Annotated in this window: 12 protein-coding genes and 1 tRNA gene; 12 read left to right on the forward strand and 1 reads right to left on the reverse strand. The window is 38.8% G+C overall.

The window, feature by feature from the left end:
- The 10 genes from REI64_RS11065 to REI64_RS11110 form a co-directional block, all read left to right on the forward strand.
- Positions 1-1,213 (forward strand): TonB-dependent receptor domain-containing protein (locus tag REI64_RS11065; protein WP_308850185.1); only part of this gene is annotated, 1,213 nt, incomplete at its 5' end.
- 3 nt (positions 1,214-1,216) lie between these two features.
- Positions 1,217-2,971, forward strand: coding sequence for a RagB/SusD family nutrient uptake outer membrane protein (locus tag REI64_RS11070; RefSeq protein WP_308850186.1), 1,755 nt, complete (start codon positions 1,217-1,219; stop codon positions 2,969-2,971).
- A 9-nt stretch (positions 2,972-2,980) separates the two neighbouring features.
- Entirely contained in the window at positions 2,981-4,801 is a 1,821-nt protein-coding gene (locus tag REI64_RS11075; protein ID WP_308850187.1) for a glycoside hydrolase family 2 TIM barrel-domain containing protein, read from the forward strand.
- A gap of 83 nt (positions 4,802-4,884) precedes the next feature.
- A complete protein-coding gene (locus REI64_RS11080; RefSeq protein WP_308850188.1) occupies positions 4,885-5,967 on the forward strand; it encodes an endo-1,4-beta-xylanase in 1,083 nt (360 codons plus the stop codon).
- Positions 5,968-6,043: 76 nt separating this feature from the next.
- Positions 6,044-8,527 (forward strand): gliding motility-associated C-terminal domain-containing protein, encoded by a 2,484-nt coding sequence (locus tag REI64_RS11085; RefSeq protein WP_308850189.1) that lies wholly within the window; start codon positions 6,044-6,046, stop codon positions 8,525-8,527.
- Positions 8,528-8,537: 10 nt separating this feature from the next.
- On the forward strand, positions 8,538-9,431 hold the full coding sequence (locus REI64_RS11090; RefSeq protein ID WP_308850190.1) for a PorP/SprF family type IX secretion system membrane protein: 894 nt from the start codon (positions 8,538-8,540) through the stop codon (positions 9,429-9,431).
- 96 nt (positions 9,432-9,527) lie between these two features.
- The gene (locus REI64_RS11095; RefSeq protein WP_308850191.1) at positions 9,528-11,150 is read left to right on the forward strand and encodes a hypothetical protein; all 1,623 of its coding nucleotides are present in this window, start codon (positions 9,528-9,530) and stop codon (positions 11,148-11,150) included.
- A gap of 174 nt (positions 11,151-11,324) precedes the next feature.
- A complete protein-coding gene (locus tag REI64_RS11100; protein WP_308850192.1) occupies positions 11,325-12,575 on the forward strand; it encodes an endo-1,4-beta-xylanase in 1,251 nt (416 codons plus the stop codon).
- 34 nt (positions 12,576-12,609) lie between these two features.
- Positions 12,610-14,829, forward strand: coding sequence for a glycoside hydrolase family 3 N-terminal domain-containing protein (locus tag REI64_RS11105; RefSeq protein WP_308850193.1), 2,220 nt, complete (start codon positions 12,610-12,612; stop codon positions 14,827-14,829).
- Between the two features lie 242 nt (positions 14,830-15,071).
- Entirely contained in the window at positions 15,072-17,996 is a 2,925-nt protein-coding gene (locus tag REI64_RS11110) for a DEAD/DEAH box helicase (RefSeq protein ID WP_308850194.1), read from the forward strand.
- A 21-nt stretch (positions 17,997-18,017) separates the two neighbouring features.
- Here REI64_RS11110 and REI64_RS11115 read toward each other — a convergent pair whose 3' ends face one another.
- Positions 18,018-19,079 (reverse strand): WYL domain-containing protein, encoded by a 1,062-nt coding sequence (locus tag REI64_RS11115; RefSeq protein ID WP_308850195.1) that lies wholly within the window; start codon positions 19,077-19,079, stop codon positions 18,018-18,020.
- Positions 19,080-19,526: 447 nt separating this feature from the next.
- Between REI64_RS11115 and REI64_RS11120 the strand changes: the two genes are divergently transcribed.
- Both REI64_RS11120 and REI64_RS11125 read left to right on the forward strand, forming a co-directional pair.
- Positions 19,527-19,587, forward strand: a tRNA-OTHER gene (locus tag REI64_RS11120).
- A gap of 358 nt (positions 19,588-19,945) precedes the next feature.
- Positions 19,946-21,043, forward strand: coding sequence for a slipin family protein (locus tag REI64_RS11125; protein ID WP_308850196.1), 1,098 nt, complete (start codon positions 19,946-19,948; stop codon positions 21,041-21,043).
- Positions 21,044-21,119 lie beyond the last annotated feature (76 nt).

The raw sequence follows: 21,119 nt of genomic DNA on the forward strand, positions 1-21,119 counted from the left end.
CTTCTTAAAAGGCAATAAAGTAATAGATTATTTTAAACTACGCGGTTCTTATGGTATAGTTGGTAACGATGCCATCGGCGCTTCTCGTCGTTTTGCCTTTAACAATTATTTTACCCGTGGCGGTTCACAATACTTTTTTGGAACTGGATACAGTGCAGTGCCTAATACTGATGAGCTAGTTTTGGCCAACCCTAACTTAACTTGGGAAAAATCTATTAAATCTAGTATAGGTTTTGATGCACAGTTTTTAAAACAATCACTAACCTTAACTGCCGATGTTTTCCGTGAGCGTAGAAAAAACTTGCTTACTACAGATTTAGCTCCGTCTATTATTGGGCAGGCATTGGTTAATATCAATGCAGGTGAGGCGCAGTATCAAGGTGTAGAAACTAATCTTAGCTATAACAAAACCATCAATAAATTCACTTTTGGAGTACACGGAAACTATACCTATGCAAAAAGTAAAATACTGCAGTTAAATGAAGAGGCAGGTTTACCATCTTATCAGCGTCAGGTTGGCTTTCCAATTGGTGGCGTAGTGCACGGAAGCGGATCAGTAAGGAGATTTTTAATTTCCGAAGGTTTGTTCCAAAGCGAAGAAGAGATTGCTGCTGCTCCGGTACAACGTTTTTCGGGAGCGGTTAAGCCGGGCGATATCAGATATAAGGATGTTAATGGTGATGGGGTAATTGATAACCTGGATTTCGTGAGCACCGACTATTCTGATATTCCAACCTCTTATTTCGGCTTTGGTGGTTCGGCAAAATACAAAGGTTTTGATGTAAACTTCCTTTTTCATGGTGTGGCGGGCAGAACTATCCAAATCAATAATTTGGTAAATGCAGGTACCTCAAATACTGGCTACATTAATCAATTTAGTGTGCACCGTTGGACACAAGCTGGCGCAGATGAGGCTCTTTATCCTCGTTTAACCTTGACTGATAGAACCAACAATACCCAAAACTCAGATTTTTGGTTGCGCAACGGCGATTTCTTACGACTTAAACATGTTGAATTGGGTTATTCTTTATCAGCCAATTCATTAAAGAAATTAAAAATTTCGCAATGTAGGTTTTACGTAACTGGCTTCAATTTACTCACTTTCGATAAGTTAAATGGCTTACCGATAGATCCTGAAATGCCAGAAGCAGGGTATAACTCACAGTACCCAGCGTTGGCCACATTTGCATTAGGTTTAAATCTTAAATTTTAAGAAATGGCAATTAACTACATACATATCATATCATTAAAAAAGCAAATGGGCTTATTTTCAAAAATAGGGTTTGTTGCATTACTTGCTATCTCATTGGCCTCATGTAAGAAAGATTTCTTGCAAGATGGTAGCATTACCGATGGCGCAATTACCGGAGAACAGGTTTGGAAGAACGATGCCTATGCCCGTGGCGTACTCAATAGCGCATATTTCCATGTGCCAGAAGGATTTAGTATTGATGGCGGCGGCGGTATGCTGGCCTCTGGTACAGACGAGGCGGTTAACTCGGGCATTAATGCCACCATGAGTATTTTTACCAATGGTACTTGGGGACCAGTGCGTACCGTAGATGATGAATATAGCAATCTTTACGATGGCCTACGAAAAGTTAACCTCTTTTTAGAGAATTTGCCTAATGCCGAAATTATTCCAACTGATGGTTTAACCGCTGCTGAGGACAAAAGTAGGCTCGAAGGACAGGCTTATTTTTTAAGAGCGTCGCTTCATTTTGAATTGGTTAAACGCTATGGTGCAATTACCTTAGCTCCCCGTGTTTTCAGCAGAGAAGAAAACTTAAATCTTCCTAAAAATACCTATAAGGAATGTGTAGATTTTATAGTTGCAGACTGTGATAGGGCGGTAGCAACTAACATTCCAGTTTTTACCAGAGAAACTACTGCTAATAAATTTGCTTGGCGTACTGGTGATTATGGTCGTGCTACCAAAACTGCCGCAATGGGTGTCAAATCAAGATTGTTGCTGTATGCAGCTAGTCCGCAGTTTGCAGCGCAAAGCGGTGTAACTTGGCAGCAAGCGGCAGATGCTGCCAAAGCAATCATCGACTTAAACGTACATAGCTTACGTACAAACTATGCCAATGTCTTCAATTTTGGAGCCGATTCTTACAACGTAGAAGTTTTGTTTGCTACCAGGGCGCAAAACCGTAACGATATTGAGCAACAACAAGCGCCAATTAGTTTTGATGGTGCCAATGGACGAACAAATCCAACGCAGGAAATGGTAGATGCCTTTGAAACTGCCAACGGAAGATTAATTACAGATCCTGCCAATACACAATATAGCGAAAGTAACCCTTACCTCAACAGAGATCCGCGTTTAGGGCTTACCATTAACCACAACGGCAGGATATTTAAAGGCCGAGCAGTACAAACATTTGTTGGCGGTGCCGATGGTTTAAACAGAAATATAAACGCTACCAAAACCGGATATTACATGCGTAAGTTCTTAAGTGAAGCTGCAACATGGAACCAACAATCTAATACATTGGCTCGTAGGCCTTGGGTAGTACAGCGTTATGCAGAAATATTATTGAATTATGCGGAAGCCTTAAACGAGGCGCAGGGCATTGCGGCTGTTACCGAGGTACTGCGTGTAGTAAACTTGATTAGAGCTCGTTCAGGTGTTGGCATGCCAGCTTTACAAACCACTAATCCCGCAGGCAATGGTTATGTGGCGTTAACGCAGGTGGCAATAAGAGAGCGTATCCACAACGAAAGAAGAGTAGAGTTGTGCTTCGAAGGTCATCGTTTTTACGATGTTAGAAGATGGCAGCAGGGTGAACTCTTCTTAAACAAGCCCGTAACCGGTATGCGTATTACCATTGATGGTTCTGGTGCAATTTTCTATGATCGGTTCACGGTAGAGAACCGCGTTTTTCAACCTAAAAATAACTTATATCCATTTTCACAAAATACCGTTAACCGCCAGCCAGCTTTAATACAAAATACAGGCTATTAAATATTTAATATGATTAAGCTAAATAAATACTTATTACTTGCAATACTTTCCGTTGCTTTCTTATCTGCCGATGCACAATTGGTACAAAACATTTTTGGTCGCAAACACCTCAGCTTAAATGGCCGATGGAATTACATCATCGATCCTTATGAAATGGGCTACTACGATTATCGCCACGAACCATTTGATCAATCTAAATCTGGCAAGGGAGGTTTTTACGATGACAGACAACAGATCAACAAATCGGAACTGATTGAATATAACTTCGAATTATCACCAACGGTTAAAATTCCTGGAGATTGGAACTCTCAAGTGGAGAAATTAGAATTTTATGAAGGGACAGTTTGGTTCAGACAGAAGTTTTTAGCTAATCCGGTGGCCGACAAGAAATACATCCTTTATTTCGGGGCGGTAAATTACGAAGCACACGTTTACTTAAATGGAAAAAAATTGGGTGTTCACAAAGGTGGATTTACACCATTCCAATTTGATGTAACTGGTAAATTAAAAGACGGACAAAACTTTGTAGTAGTTAAAGCCGACAACACCCGCAAGCAAGATGAAATTCCTACGGTAAATACCGACTGGTGGAACTATGGTGGTATAACCCGTGATGTGCTTTTGGCCGAATTGCCAAACAACTACATCAACGATTATAAAATTCAGCTAGCTAAATCTAATGCAAAACAGATAGAAGGTTATGTGAAATTGAGCAGTGCTTCTGCAAATCAAAAAGTTGAAGTGAATATCCCAGAAGCTGGTTTAAAAACAACAGCAACTACAGATGCAAATGGTTTAGCTAAAATTAGCATTCCTGTAAAGAATTTATCGCTATGGAGCCCAGAAAATCCAAAACTTTACCAAGTGGTAATTACGTCTGCTAGCGATAAAGTAGAAGAGAAAATTGGCTTTAGAACCATCGAAACCCGAGGACAGGATATTCTTCTAAACGGAAAATCAATCTTTTTAAGAGGTATTTCTTTACACGATGAAAATCCACTTATCCCTGGAAGGTTACGTGGACAAGGTGATATGCGCATGATGTTGCAATGGGCAAAAGAGTTGAATTGTAACTATGTAAGGTTGGCGCACTATCCTCACAACGAAGAAATGAACCGTTTGGCTGATGAAATGGGCTTGCTAGTTTGGGGCGAAGTACCTGTGTACTGGACCATATCATGGGAAAACCAAGAAACTTACAACAATGCAGAACAACAATTAACAGATTTAATAGAGCGAGATAAAAACAGAGCTGCAGTAATTATTTGGTCTATAGGCAACGAAACACCATTAAGTGAGCCACGTTTTAAGTTTATGAGCAAATTGGCCGATAAGGTAAGAGAACTCGATAATACCCGTTTGGTTGGTGCTGCTTTAGAGGTTCATAGAAAAGGGTACACTGTAATAGTAGACGATCCTCTTGGCGAAAAACTGGATTTGGTTAGCTTTAATCAATATGGTGGCTGGTATTGGGAAACACCAAAAGAGTTGCCAAAATATAAATTCGAGATTAAGTACAATAAGCCGGTAATTATTACCGAAGTAGGTGGCGATGCCCTAGGTGGTTTCCACGCTGATGAAGATACTCGCTGGTCAGAAGAATATCAAGAATCGTTGTACAAATATCAAATTCCTTTTATGAACACAATGAGTGGCTTACGCGGTATGACCCCATGGATTTTAACTGATTTCCGTTCTCCACGCCGTCAGCATCCTTTCTTTCAGGATTTCTGGAATAGAAAAGGATTGATCTCGGAAACGGGCAAGAAAAAGAAAGCATTTTATGTGTTGAAGGATTTTTACGATCAAACACAAGCTAAATATAAGTAGAAGTAAAGTTTAAGGTCAAGAAGGTTGAGATAAGTTTATTAATCAAATCTCAATCTTAACCTCAATCTCAAATAAAGAAGAAAATGAAAAAGTATAGCTTATTTTTAATTGCAACAGGATTGATTTTTGGAGGATGCCTCAAAGGTCAAAATGATCCTGTTTTTCCATCTCCAGAATTAACCATTCCGGTTGACGAAAGCATAACCTTGCAAAATGCCTTGCCTTTTAAATTTGGAGCGGCAGTAAATAACAACATATTAAGAACTAGGGCAGCATATAGAGATGTAGTTATCAAAGAGTTTAACAGCCTTACTTCTGAAAATGCGATGAAATTTGCACAGTTGCATCCAGGGGAAAACACATACACCTGGAGCGAGGCTGATTATTTAGTTGATTTTGCTCAAACACATGGCAAAAGGGTACACGGTCACACTTTAATATGGCATAAAAATCCACCTGCTTGGGTTCAAAATTTTCAAGGCGATGCCGCCGCTTGGGACAATTTAATGAAAACGCATATACAAACTGTGATGTCACGTTATAAAGGCAAAGTGGCCTCTTGGGATGTAGTGAATGAGGCTATTGCGAACGAAGGCGGGGGCTATCGTACAGAAAGTATATGGTATCAAAAACTGGGACCAGAGTTTATAGAAAAAGCTTTTATTTATGCACACCAAGCAGATCCAGATGCACTTTTGTTCTACAATGATTATGGGCACGAATATGGACCTACCAAACGTACAGCTATCCTCAATTTAGTTAGTAATTTACGTGCTAAGGGTGTGCCAATACATGGTATAGGCATGCAATTTCACACTCGTTATACTCAATCTAATACCAACTTAGCGGCGGCTATAAATACTGCAGCAGCTACAGGGCTACAAGTACACATAGCTGAGCTCGATATTGCTTTAAACCCAGACGGCATTCAAGATTTAACCTACAGTTCTGGTTTGGCAGAGCAACATAAAGCTAAGTACGAGTTTATTGTACGGACCTACAATGCTATACCTAAAAACCAACAGTTTGGTATTACCACTTGGAATGTAGGCGATTCTGATAGTTGGATACCTTCAGAATATAAGCGCCCAGATTGGCCACTGCCATTTGACAATAACTATCAAAGAAAAGCTGCTTATCAAGGTATTCTTGATGGTGTTAAGTAACAGATAAAAATAAAACTATGAACTGAGCATAAACTTTATTTATGCTCAGTTCATAGCCTAAAACAAACGAATGCTAATGAGAAAACTTCTATTTTTAATGACATGTGCTTTGGCAATATTTACTACTGCTTCAGCACAGTTTACAGCTGGTAATTTGGCAGTTTATCGTTACGGAGATGGTACTCCAATGGTAAATGCGGGCAGAGTTCCTGTTTTTATAGATGAATATAATCCTGTTACCGGGCAAAGAGTACGAACTATTACCGTTTCTAGAACAGCCAATGGTGCTAATTTTGGGCTAGAAGGAATGGGCCTTACAAGCGGTGGTACTTTTGAAGGCGAAGGCTTTCCGGTACTTTCTAGAAATGGCGAAACATTATCTGTTATAGGCTACAATCCTGCTCAAACTGGACAATTTGTAATTGCAACTATAAATGCCAATGGCGATGTAAATACGACTACATTAGTAGCTTCAGAAGATGCCATAGGTGCACCACGCTCTGCAGTGGTAGAAGGCAATGCGGTATATTTTAATGGTCATAGTAATGGTGCAAGATATAAACTGTTAGGTACAACAACCGCATCTACGAGGGTATCATCTAGTCCAATAAATTCGCCAAGGGTACTAACTATTGCCGATACTTATTTTTCTGCCTCAAACAACGGTACAAAAATATTTGCGCCCTATGCAAGTACTAATGTTCCTAATGCGGCGCTACCTACAACATCCGTTACTTTTCCTACATCGCCAAACATACCCGGTAGCGCTCCCTTGGTTAGTGCACATCAGGTATTGGCTTTTAGATCTGCTACCAACCGTACTTTAATATACGTTTTAGATGATAATGGAGGCGCTCCCTTAATTAAGAAATATCGCTCAAATGCAAGTGGAAGTGATTGGGTACAGTTTGGTAATGTTGCAGTACCAGTTAACACCAAAAGTATTAGCGGTGTTTATTCTAATACGGGTGTAACCTTGTATTTTACTACTTATGCCAACCCTAGTGCTGGCAATGCCTCACAATTGTATGCCTTCACTAATAGTTTCACCCCCGCAAATGAAGGCGAAACTGCTGCAAACATGACAGGTAGCCCAGTACTATTAGCAACCGCTTCGGCAAATACAACATTTAGAGGCGTAACTATGGCTCCTGTGTACGGCAAAGTACCATCTGATTTGACGGCAAACGTAATATCGCTTAATGAAGTTAGGTTAAACTGGAGGGATAATTCTACTACTGAAACTGGTTTTGAAATAAGTAGATCTACAGACAATGTTAATTTTAGCAGCTTGGCAACAGTAGCTCAAAATGTAACTACATACACAGACAATACGGTTGTTGCTGGTACAACTTATTATTATAAGGTAAGGGGTATAGAACCAGGTGGTCCAGTTGTTTATTCAAATACAGTAAATGTAACCGCAGGGTCTGGCATTATAACAGGTATTAATTTTAGTGCCCAAACCATTTATGAAAATCAGGCTGTAGGTACAACTGCGGGAGAGTTTTCCGTACTTCCCACCAGTATCTCTAATGTAACTTATACTCTTATACCGGGAACCGGAGATACAGATAATGCAAAGTTTCAGATAGTTGGAAATCAATTACGAACAAATGCCCTGCTTGATTTTGAGACGCAGGCAGTTTATAACGTAAGGGTTAGGGCTACATCGCCATCAAATTTTAGCTTCGAGCAAACTTTTCAGGTTACTATAAACGATGTAAACGAAAAACCAACCATAACAGTTATCGGTAATCAAAGTACTTGCGCCGGAACCGAGGAGAAAGTAATTACGCTTAGCGGAATAACCGCAGGACCAGAAACTGGCCAGACTTTAACGGCTACCATAAGTTCAAATCAGCCTACGGCTTTCCAAAGTCTGCAAGTAAACTTGCTGGCAGGTGGTGCTGGCGAAATTCGTTATCGTTTAAGTGCTAATGCAACTGGAGAGCCCGAAATTTCGCTAACACTTACCGATAACGGAGGCACAGCCAATGGCGGGGTAGATACCCACATAGAAACTTTTAAGCTACGAGTTTTTCCATTTCCAACGGTAACCATCGTTTCAGATATGGGAAGCAGTGTTGATAAGGGAATTGCAGTAAGACTAACAGCAACTGGAGGTACTACCTATCAGTGGGAAAGTAACGGCAGCATTGTTGGCGCAACCAATATTGCTACCATAACGGTAAGGCCACAAGTAAATACAACTTACAGGGTAGTAGTGTCTAATGAAGGGGGCTGCGCTTCTACTACCGAGTTTACCTTAAATGTAACCGACAACTATAATTTGGTTACAGCGGCAAATTTGGTATCTCCAAACGGAGATGGCGTTAATGATTTTTGGGTCATCAAAAACATCGATTTATATCCAGAAAGTGTGGTAAGGGTATTTGATAAAGCCGGAAGGGTAATCTTTAATAAAAAAGGCTATCAAAACGATTGGGATGGCAGGGTAGCAGGTTCATCCTTAAAAGAAGACACCTACTATTATATCATTGATTTTGGGGCAGGCTTACCAAAGAAAAAAGGCTCACTAACCATGCTTAACAACTAAACCTATTGTAATGAACAAAACTATACAAATAAAATGTCTGCTGTTCCTATTTGCGTTAATGGGTCTAAGTTTGCATAGCGTTGCACAGCTTAGTCCAATGGGAAACATGTATTTCTATAACCAGTATTTGGGCAATCCGGCAATGGCTGGGGCTACAGATAAGTTAAATCTAAACCTCCTATATCGTAAGCAGTTTAATGAAGTACCAAATGCACCTACTTATCAGGTTTTTACTGGCGAATATGCCTATACAGATAGAGCTTCCTTCGGTTTAAATGTAGATTTATCAAAAAGCGGGTTAATTAATTATAACAGGATAATGGGTACCTATGCATACCATTTGCCAGTATCGGCAACAGGTAAATTGCATTTTGGCTTATCTGCTGGTGTTGCGAAGGAATTTGTAGACAGGGAAGCTATTACTGCCGAAAATTATGATCCGGTAGTTAATCGCTTTAACGATAGAGGCTATAGGTTAGATGGTGATTTTGGCATGGCTTACACAGATAGCAAACTAAACCTACAGGGTACTTGGCTTAACCTTCATAATCAATTAAATACTGATCCAAATTTTATTACAGGTATCAATTATGCCACCTTCTTTACATCCGCTTCGTATAAAATAGCAGCAGGTAAAGATTTTGCAGTAGAACCAAAGGTAGTTTATAGAGGTATTAAAGGTATGGATAACATAGTTGAAGGTGGAATAGGTTTAACTTATCAAGAGCATTTCAACTTATTCGGATTATACCATAGCACTAACAATGCTACTGTTGGTATGGGCTTTAAATATGAACAATTTAAGCTGACTGGCATTTACAGCATCGGTCCGTCGGCTATACGTTCATTTACCGGTGGCGATTTTGAAATAGGCTTAGGCTGGACCTTGGGCGGAAAGAAATAGTAGAAAAGTATTGAACCATCAATAACCAATTATCCAATAAACAAAAAAATAACTATCGGATATCAATCAATTTAAATAACCAAAAATAAATAGTGTATGAAAAAAAGACTACTTACAATCGTATTAACAGCATTTGGCGCTTTTAGTGCTTTTGCTCAATTTACCGCTGGTAATTTAGCTGTATATCGTTATGGCGATGGTACAGCAATGACCAACGGAACCCGTGTTCCTGTATTTGTTGACGAATACACCCCAACCGGAACTTTTGTAAAAACCATTACCATTCCTCGTACTGCCGCCAATGGCAATTATGGTTTCGAAGGTTTAGGTTTAACAACAGGTGGAGGTTTCGAAGCGGAAGGTTTTCCAGTATTGTCAAAAGATGGAAATGTATTGTCTATCATAGGATACAATCCTGAGCAGTCTGGTCAATTTGTAATAGGCACTTTAACTGCCACAGGCAACTGGTTGGCTAATACATTGGTGGTTGATGCCATTGGTGCGCCTCGTTCTGCCGTTGTAGAAGGAACTAACGTTTATTTTAACGGTTACGATGGCGGTGTTAGATATAAAGCTCTAGGCACAACTGATGCATCAATTAGAGTTTCAACAGGTCAGGATGCGCCACGTGTTTTAACCATTGCTGAAACCATATATGGTACAAATGAAAGTGTTAGGATTTTTGCGCCAATTGGAGGGGCTAACCAAGCAACGCTTGCCAATGTAGAATTACCTACTTCACCAGTTGGCTTTGGAACTACTCCAAATATGCCAGGTACAACTAATAGGCCTTACAATATACATCAAGCAATGGCTTTCAAAGCTTATGGGAGAACATATCTATACATTATAGATGATAACAACGGTAGCCCGGTAATTAGGAAATACCGTTCAAATGGAGGAGGAAATGATTGGGTAAACGAATTTGGATTTGTGGGTGTTCCTGTTAACACTAAAAGCTTTACAGCAAAATTTGATGCAGCTACTGGGGTAAAACTTTATTTCACCACTCTTGGAACTGCTGGAAGCCAAAATTCTCAATTATATGTATTGAATGATGATTTTACTTCGGCAAATGCAGCGTCAAAAGTTTTGTCTGGCACACCAACCCTTATTGCAACTGCACCAGCTAACACTACTTTCCGTGGAGTAACTATGGCGCCTACAGGCACTAGTGTTTTACCGGTAAAACTAACCGCATTTAATGCGAACGAGAAAAATGGAACTATCCGTTTAAACTGGAGTACCGCTAGCGAAACAGATGCCTCACATTACAATATATTACGTTCTTCTACTGCCAGTGATTTTGTTAAAATAGATCAGGTAAGTGCCAAAGGAACTACAAATACTACCTCAAATTACAGTTTTGTTGATGAAACTCCTTTGCCAGGAACTAATTACTACAAACTACAGCAGGTAGATTTTAATGGCGATAATGAAACTTTTGGTCCAGTAAGTGCTACTATTCCGGTTGCGAAAACAGATTTCAGCATTGCTAAAGATGGTGCTAACGTAACTGTAAATATTTACTCGGCTAAAACAACTAAAGGAAAAATAGAAATTGCAGATCTGAACGGGAAGATCAACTATACGCAGTCTATATCGCTCGAAAAAGGATATAACAGAGTAAATATTTCTTCGTCTAAACTACCAAAGGGATTAAATGTAGTGGTGCTTAATACAACAGAAGGAAAAGTAGCTAAGAAGACAATTTTGTAATCAAGAATTAACGCTCTCTCAACGCTTTCTCGATGCTCTCAAGTTTCTTTTATTGAATACACTTATCTATCTAAGAAGACTATTATCTAAAACGTTCAAAAAGACTATCCAATAAACATTTGGATAATTATTGGATGGTCTTTTTTTATAGTCAACCTTAACCAAATATAAGTCATGAACAAAAAAGTAACTATCGCCGTACTGGTATTGGGCAGTTTGCTTGGTACTTGCAAAAAACAAGAGAATGAAGCAGTTTTAGAAACCACTGATCTAGCTCCAGAAAAAGTAATGTCGGTTGGTGCCATGAGTGTGAGTACTATATTGCAGGAAGTAAACCCTAACGTAATTATAGGCGCTGCTGTAAATTCCAACAAATTTAATATAGTAGCTTACAAAGATTTGGCAAAGTTGCATTACAATAGCATAACAGCCGAAAATGATATGAAAATGAACAGCCTTAATCCAGCTAAGTACACCTGGGATTTTGGTATTTTAGGCAATGGAATAGAAGAAAAAAACGAAAAGATCCCCAACTTGGCAAAAGACTACGGCAACAAGCGTATTCACGGGCATGCGCTCGTTTGGCATAGGGCATTACCCAACTGGCTAGCTACCAATGTAAACGCTACGCCTGTTGCCGCAAGGGCCGATACTTTAAATGCGATAATGAAAAGGCATATTGATAAGTCAGTAGGTTTTTACAGCCTGTATTATAAAGGTGGAAGCCCATTGGTGCCACTATTAAAATCATGGGATGTGGTTAACGAGGCCTATTATGATAATGGAACTTTAAGAGGCGACATTAACTTAGATGCCAATGGTAATGATATAGGTAGTATTTGGAAAAGATACATGGGCGAAATTTATATCGAAAAAGCATTTCGTTATGCCAGATTAGCTGCTAGAGCCAACCAAAACTGGACGCTAAAATTGTTTTATAACGATTACGGACACGAGTACTCTACAGCAAAACTTAATGCCATTTATAACAAAGTGATGCAATTAAAGCCAATGAGAGAAGGAGGCGACCCAATTATAAACGGAGTGGGCTTACAAATGCACGTAAGATACAACACACCTTTGAGCAATATAAGGGCAGCTATACAAAAAATGAAAGAAACAGGTTTGCTGGTACATATTGCCGAGCTGGATATTTCCTTATTGGGTCCTAATGAAACATCTGTTCCTTCTGGAGATTTAACCAACCGCCGTAACCTGCAAAAATCACTATACTATAATATAGCAAAAGCCTATCAAGAAATAGTACCTATCAACCAACGCTGGGGAATTACCCTATGGAATATTGGCGATGCCGATTCTGCCTGGGGCTTAAATGCCGAAGCTACCTTGTTTGATACCTCATATCAGGTAAAACAGAACTTTTGGAATTTTAGAGACGGATTAAACCTTCAACTTACACCATAAATTTTAACATCAATTTCATTACAAAATCAAAATCATGAACAAATTTTTTAGCCTTTCCCTTTTGCTGAGCGCCTCAATAGTCACTCATGTACATGCACAACGTAAAACTATAGAACAGCGAGTAGATTCTGTAATGAAATTGATGACTTTAACCGAAAAGATAGGACAATTGAACCAATATTCGGGTAGGGAAGTTACAGGACCAGCTAGCGATAGGAAAAATTATTTACTGAACGATATCAAAAACGGGATGGTAGGTTCTATGCTGAACGTAAAAGGCGTAAAAGACACCCGCGAAATACAAGCCATTGCATTGCAATCTCGCCTAAAAATTCCTTTGCTGTTCAGTTTAGATGTGATACATGGCTACAAAACCGTATTTCCAATTCCATTGGCAGAGTCGGCTTCTTGGGATTTAAGCATCATTAGACGTACGGCAGAGGTGGCAGCAGAAGAGTCTGCGGCTTCTGGTATTCACTGGACTTTTGCACCAATGGTGGATATTGCCCGCGATCCGCGTTGGGGACGTGTAATGGAAGGTGCAGGAGAAGACACTTATCTCGGCTCGCAAATTGCCAAAGCTAGGGTTTTAGGATTTCAGGGAGATAAATTGGGAGGGGTAGATCGGATTATGGCTTGTGCCAAACACTTCGCAGCTTATGGCTCCTCAATGGCCGGTAGAGATTACAATCCAGTGGATATCAGCAAACAACAATTGCACGAAATTTATTTGCCGCCTTTTAAGGCTGCTGCAGATGCAGGTGTAGCCACGTTCATGAATTCTTTCAATACGTTAAATGGTATTCCCGCAACTGGAAATGCTTATCTACAGCGTGATATCCTTAAAAAACAATGGAACTACCAGGGTTTTGTAGTGAGCGATTGGGCTTCTATCAAAGAAATGACACCTTGGGGATTTGCCAAAAACTTAAACGAAGCTGCAGAAAAAGCCATTATTGCGGGTAGCGATATGGATATGGAAAGCGAGGCCTACAAAAAAGAATTGGAAAAATTGGTGGCAAGCGGAAAGGTAGATGTAAAATACATTGATGAAGCCGTTAAAAGGATTTTGTACAAGAAATTTGAGCTTGGGCTGTTCGATAATCCTTACAAATTCTCTGACGAAAAACGGGAAAAAAAGGTGATGAACGATCCTAAATATAAAGATGTTGCCAGGGCTGCAGCGCAAGGTTCCATCGTTCTATTGAAAAACAACAATGCTATATTACCTCTAAACAAATCTCTAAAAAACATTGCACTCATTGGTCCGTTGGTAAATGCAAAAAGAGACCAAGCGGGAAGTTGGGTAGTTTATGCTGATACGACGAACATTGTAAGTGTTTACGAAGGCGTAAAACAGAAAGTTAAAAATGCAAAACTTAATTATACCGAAGGAACCTCAATAACTGATACTGTAACCAGCGGTTTTGCAAATGCCGTGAATGCAGCTAAAAATGCAGATGCGGTAGTGATGGTTTTGGGAGAAAATTGGGACATGAGTGGCGAGGCAAAATCTCGTACAGATATTTCATTGCCAGGCAAACAAGAAGAACTTTTCAAAGCTGTTAAAGCAACAGGGAAACCTGTAATTGTGGTTTTAATGGCAGGCAGACCTTTGGTTTTCGATAGTATTTCAGCACAAGCTGATGCCATTGTTTATGCTTGGTTTCTGGGAGATCAGGGTGGCAATGCCATTGCAGATGTGCTGTTTGGAGATTACAATCCGTCGGGAAAACTGCCAATTAGCTTTCCAAGAAATGTGGGGCAAATTCCTATTTTCTATAATTTCTATAACACGGGAAGACCGGTTACCAAACCAACGGACATTCGTTACAAATCTGCCTACATAGATGCGCCAAACGATCCGCAATATGCCTTTGGACATGGTTTAAGCTACACAACTTTTACTTATAGCGATCTAAAATTATCCAATACCAATCCACAAAAAAATGAAACGGTGAAAGTAAGCTTTACGCTAACTAATACTGGTAAAGTAGCAGGAGAAGAGGTGGCTCAACTTTATATACAAGACACTTTTGCATCGGTGGTTAGGCCAGTAAAGGAATTGAAAGGTTTCGAAAAAGTAAAACTTAAACCCGGAGAAAGTAAACAAATTACTTTCGAGCTTAGCCCAGAAAAATTATCATTTTATCACGAAGAGAAGGGTTGGATTACTGAAGCAGGAGAGTTTAAGGTAATGGTCGGCACAGCTTCTAACGATATCAAACTTAAATCCTCGTTTGAATTGAAATAAAAGCTAAATCTTTTTGCTAGTCGGGATTTAAAATCCGCAGATAGGTAATTCCGGATTACAAACCGAGCAAAGCGAGCTCATGAAATAATCCGGATTAGCAAAAGCTAAATCCCTAGTAAAATTTACTAGGGATTTTTGTTTCTATAAGCAGAAAATGCAACTACTAAATGAACTAATGAACCAATGAGCTAATGAACAATTAAAGATCGAAAATCCCTATCTTTATCTCTCCATTAATAACAATGCAGGAAAAAGAAACGGATCAAACAACTGACTTTAATTACGATAAGCTGCTGCCAATCGTTAAAAAAAGCAAAGTTAGTTTAGTCGCTTCAACTCAAAAACCTGCAAATATGGTGTTGGTGTTTAGTCGCCACCGCCATTACAGGCATTTGGTAGTAGAGCTAATGAGTGCCGAGCAAACCAAGCAAGGCAAGCTTAAAAATCCGTTGCAAGTTGTAGATCCATTAGATTTAGTTTGGAAAACCGAAGCAAAAGACGAACTAAAATTCTTTGCTGCGGTAAGTAAGTTCAAAAATCATTATCAAGAAAGCCAAGCAAATTCAGATTTAGATGCACTGAAAGCCATCGTGAAAAATCCGCTTAACTTATCGGTTTATTTGCATGATGAAAAGGCTTCGTCAACAGTCAATGCCAATTCACTCCAAAACGTAGAATTAACCAATCTACAGCCAGATTTTGAACTCAACGTAGATCAAAGAGCAGGACATTTCTCTTTAAATGGAATCATTTATCTCGATAACAAATCCCTTCCACTTGAAACGGTAGATCTGAAGTTTCAATATTTTCTACAGAAAAAACAGCAGCTATTTTTAATAAAAGACCCTTATTTTCTATCGTTAATAGATTTTTTTAAACAAAACCGTAACCAGTTGATCTTAGAGCGTTCTGCTTACGAAGAGTTTCAAGAAAATATCCTTAACTTGTTAGAAGAGAAAATAAAAATCAATTATGCTTATCTCAAACCTGCCACACAAAAGCAAATTGCCGAGCAAGGGTTTGATTTAGATAAGGAAAAATTGATTTACCTTACCGAATCGGAAGATTACGTATTGCTCACGCCGGTAATGCTGTACGGAGCTTTGGAAATTCCAGTGATTTCGCAAAAACAGATTAAGGCGAAAGATAAACGTGGGCAGCTTTTTACCGTGCATCGTGATGAGCAACGAGAACTGCAATTCATTACTGATATTGCAAAAATGCACCCTTATTTTGAAGAGCAGGCAGCAGCGTTTTGGGAGCAACGTCATGCCGACTGTTTTTACATCCATCGTAAGCATTTCCTATCGCCAGAATGGTTCTTAGCTGCATTTGAAACTTGGCGGAGTAAGGGGATTGCTATTTTAGGCTTCAATAATTTAAAAGACAACAAGCTAAGTTCGTACAAAGCAAATATATCTATAGAGGTTATTAGCGGTATCGATTGGTTCGAAACCGCAGTGAAGGTGCAGTTCAATAAACAAACGGTATCGCTTAAACATCTACATAAATCCATCAGAAATAAAAATAAGTTTGTTCAGTTAGATGATGGCACGCAAGGTATTTTGCCCGATGAATGGCTACAAAAGTTTGAAAAGTATTTTGCTGCGGGTGAAATTGTGGAAGAAACATTGCGTACGCCAAACATCAGCTATGCTGCAGTGGAAGAATTGTACGAAGAAGCCTTGCTCAGTATCGACGCTAAAGAGCGCTTGCAATTGTACCGTTCTAAATTGGCAACGTTCGATCAGATCAACGAAACTAAAGTGCCTGCAGCGTTAAAAGCCACATTACGGCCTTACCAAAAAGAAGGACTGAACTGGCTAAACTTCCTCGACGAATTTAACTTCGGCGGCTGTTTGGCAGATGATATGGGCCTGGGGAAAACCATCCAAATCATTGCGTTTATTCTATCGCAAGTAGAAAAAATAGGACAAAACACCAATTTAATCGTAGTACCTGCATCTTTGGTTTTCAATTGGCAGCAGGAAATTAAGAAGTTTGCGCCAAGCTTAAAGGTAACAACAATTTACGGAGCAAATAGGGATAGGCAAATCAAAGATTTCGATAAATATCACATCGTCCTTACGTCTTACGGCACTTTGTTGGCCGATGTAGTTTGGTTAAAATCTTATCGTTTCAACTACATTATTTTAGATGAATCGCAGCTGATCAAAAATCCAGATGCGCAACGTTACAAAGCTGTGCGTTTGCTGCAGTCTAGAAACAGGCTGGTGCTAACGGGTACGCCAGTAGAGAATAATACTTTCGATTTGTATGGACAATTATCTTTTGCTTGCCCCGGTTTATTAGGTAACAGAGAACATTTCAGGCAGCAGTATTCGGTGCCAATAGATCAATTTAACGACAGCCGAAAAGCAGAAGAACTGCAACAACGCATTAAGCCATTTATTTTACGTCGTACTAAAACCCAAGTAGCTACAGAACTGCCAGATAAAATCGAAATGGTGATTTATTGCGAAATGGGAGCGAAGCAGCGTGAAATCTACGAAAGTAGTAGAAACGAAATCAGAGATTATTTGATGGGGCGTTCGGAAGATGAACTGACCAAAACCAGCATGTTCGTATTGCAGGGCATCACCAAATTAAGACAAATCTGCAACGCTCCATCGCTCATCAGCAAAGAAGAATTTTACGGCGATGCTTCTTCCAAAATGGATGTGTTGTTAGAACAAATTGAAAGTAAATCGCCATACCATAAAATTTTGGTGTTTTCACAGTTTGTAGGCATGTTAGATTTGGTGAAGACAACTTTAGAAGAAAGGAAGATCAAATTTGCATACCTCACCGGACAAACCAAAAACCGAGAAGCTGTAGTTAATTCTTTTCAGCAGGATGAGGAGATAAGGGTGTTTTTGGTGAGTTTAAAAGCTGGTGGTGTGGGACTAAACCTTACCCAAGCCGAGTATGTTTATCTGATTGATCCTTGGTGGAACCCAGCGGTAGAGAACCAAGCCATCGACCGAACTTATCGTATCGGTCAGCATAAAAATGTAATGGCTGTTCGTTTGATCTGCCCAGATACCATCGAAGAAAAGATCATGTTGATGCAGGATAAAAAGCGAGATTTAGCTGCTGATCTAATTAAAACCGATAATTCGATTTTCAAGTCGCTATCAAAAACAGATTTGTTGAATTTGATTTAGAGTATCAATGATTGTCCATCCTTACAACTCCAACTTCCATTGCTGCTGCGTCTGTTCTTTTTCTTTCTCCTCACTAGCGTACAAACCATGCGCACCTTTTAACCTACGTTTAATTCGCTGTGCCAATATTTTTGGCCCTAAAACCTTTACGCATTCACCAAAACCTAATATTTCCCGTTCCAACTCGTAGTTTAATATCACATCTATTCTAAATATGGATGTTCTTTCTTTTTCCGCGACAAGCTGTTGTGTATGATGCAGAGGTTTCGTGATTACGTAAGGCACGTTTCCAGCATCAAACTCAAGTAGTACTTTATGTGGTCTGTCATTACTGCTTTTGGTTACACCAATTAGATCGTTATAGTATCGTTCAAAATCAATTCCATCATGTGCTTTGAAATGTTCATTTGGTAATTCCTGAAATTCGATAATCCTATCTAAAGCAAGGTTTAAAAGCATACCACCTTTTTTAGCTTTAACAATCAAAAACCACCTATTTCTGTATTCCTTTAGCAAATAAGGGTAATAAATCATGTTTTGCGATTGTTGTGCCTTAAACGATTTGTACTCTATCAGTAAAGCTGATTTTTTTAAAATAGCCTGATATAATCTCGGAATGTAATCCATTCCCTTTAGCTGATTGTTGCTTTCTAATTGGATATAATTGCCGCCTTCATGGGTTGATTTGTAGAGATTGTTTTCTAAGCGAGTAATCATATCGCTCATTTCGTCGAAGTAGTTGAATGCATTGAATTGCTTTAAAACACCTACAATTTCTTTCATTTTATCAACGTCGGCATTGTTTATTGGAGCTTTGGTAATACTGAAACTATCATCTTCATAAGTGTAAAATCTTTTGTCTTTTACGATAATAGGGGCATTATAACCTAATTTATCGCTTCGCATCAATTGGATGTCTGCCTGTATGGTACGCTTGCTCACGCCAGAAGTAATTCCTTCAAGTTCGTAAAGTGTTTCAGAAACCTTTTCAATCAAGTTTTCTAAGGTCCATTTTTTATAACGGTTCCTTAAACAATCGTCGATGGTTTTGTATCTAATTAATGCGAGCTTATTTGCGGCCATTTCGCTATGGTTTTATTGTTATTCAGAAATCTAAGCATAAAGCTATAATAATTTTGTTAAAACTTCACCTTAACTACGCATTGTATCTACGTATTTAAGCTATTGCTTAGCTGTTTTGAATTTTATTTTTAAATTATTTATCTGTAAATCAGATTGTTGATTAAAAATTCTCGTAAATATTTAATTACGCAAATATGCTGCGTATAGGTACTTGCATCTTTGTAATGTCGCTGGTCGATAATAGTTCTTTGATTAAATATAAAATAGATATAAAGAAATTCCGATGTAAAAATCGGGATGGCAAATTAAAGTTTAAACCTATCCTTAGTTGAGGGTTTCAAATGGCGCCAAAGTATGAGTTGCACTGCATGATCATATACTGATAGGAGAACGATTTTTTGTCTAAACACGTTGTGTGTCGTGGGTTCGAATCCCGCTTCCGTTAAGCGGAATAACTCAGGGGTAGAGTAACAACCAAATATGCAGGTTCGAATCCTGCTTCCAACCACAAATTGGAATAGCAAAATTGGTAATGCAATGGATTAGGGTTCCATCTAGAAAGAAGAGATACTTCAAATTTCTCAAACCGAAAGCGTTGCAAAAGCACTCGGCTTGTAAAGGTTGCAAAATCTTGAAGAGCAAATTTGCCTTTTGCTTTGTAAGTAAAACGAAAAAGGTGCTGATTTAAAAATCAAATTATCTGGCTACTAAAGCAAAATTCGCATGAATATCGCAATAGCTAAAAGCTGATTTCATTTTTAAAAACAACCAGACACAATTTACTTCCGCAGAAAACAAATGAATGTTTTGGCAACGCTTTTTAAAATGTAAATAATTAAACAGTAATAATTTAAACATCAAAAAACATGAAAAGAATTACAGTTAACACCAATTATGTTGGATTGGTGTTTAAAAACGGAGAATTTAAAAGAGTATTAACAACAGGTACTTACTGGTTGGGTTTCGGTGAAAATGTGACTTTGTACGATAAAAGCAAAGACTACGATTTCTCAACTGCCGAGTTAGATGTGTTATTGTTGAATGAAGACTTTGTAAACTTAATTTACTTGGTAAGCGTGGCCGATAATGAATTGACTTTAGTTTATCAAAACAGAAACTTTAAAAACGTTTTAAAAGCTGGCAGATATGTGATTTGGAAAGGTTTATCGGCTTACGAGTTTGTAACTGTTGACATCAGCAAGATAGAAATTGAAAACACCATCGATAAATACTTATTTGAGAAAGGTGCGTTGTTCAACTTTATCAGAATGTATAAAATTGAAGCTTATGAAAAAGGCATCATGTTAATTGATGGAAAATTTGATAGAATTTTAGAAGCTGGAACTTATTTGTACTGGAAAAACAATATCACAATTGACGTTTTGAAAGCCGATTTGAGGCAATTGAACATGGAGATTGTTGGTCAAGAGATTTTGACGAAAGATAAAGCGCAATTGAGGGTGAATTTTACCATCCAATACAAAGTGGAAGATGTGGTTAAAGCCTTGTTGATGAACAAAGATTTCGAAAAGCAATTATATGTTACAATGCAATTGGCTTTAAGGTCAGCTGTAGGTTTAATGACTTTCGACGAGTTAATGGAAAGCAAGGAAAAAATTGGCACCGCAGTTTTGGAAGCTACTTTGGCTAAAGCGGAAGAGTTGGGTGTGAAATTAGCCGATGCGGGTGTGAAAGACATCATTTTATCTGGCGAAATTAAAGACATCATGAACCAAGTGTTGGTTGCCGAAAAAAGAGCACAAGCTAACATGATTACGAGGAGAGAGGAAACGGCATCTACAAGAAGTTTGTTGAATACCGCAAAATTGATGGAAGATAACGCCATGTTGTACAAATTGAAAGAGATGGAATACGTGGAGAAAATTGCAGAGAAAATTAATACCATCAGTTTATCTGGCAGCGGGCAAATTGTAGATCAATTGAAACAAATTTTTGTGAAGTAATAGGCTCTATCGTCATTGCGAGCTTTGCGAAGCAATCTTACAACTATAGCTAGTTTGTTTAAGTATTCGCTTTAAG

The sequence above is a fragment of the Pedobacter sp. genome (assembly GCF_031119335.1).
Lineage (GTDB): Bacteria > Bacteroidota > Bacteroidia > Sphingobacteriales > Sphingobacteriaceae > Pedobacter.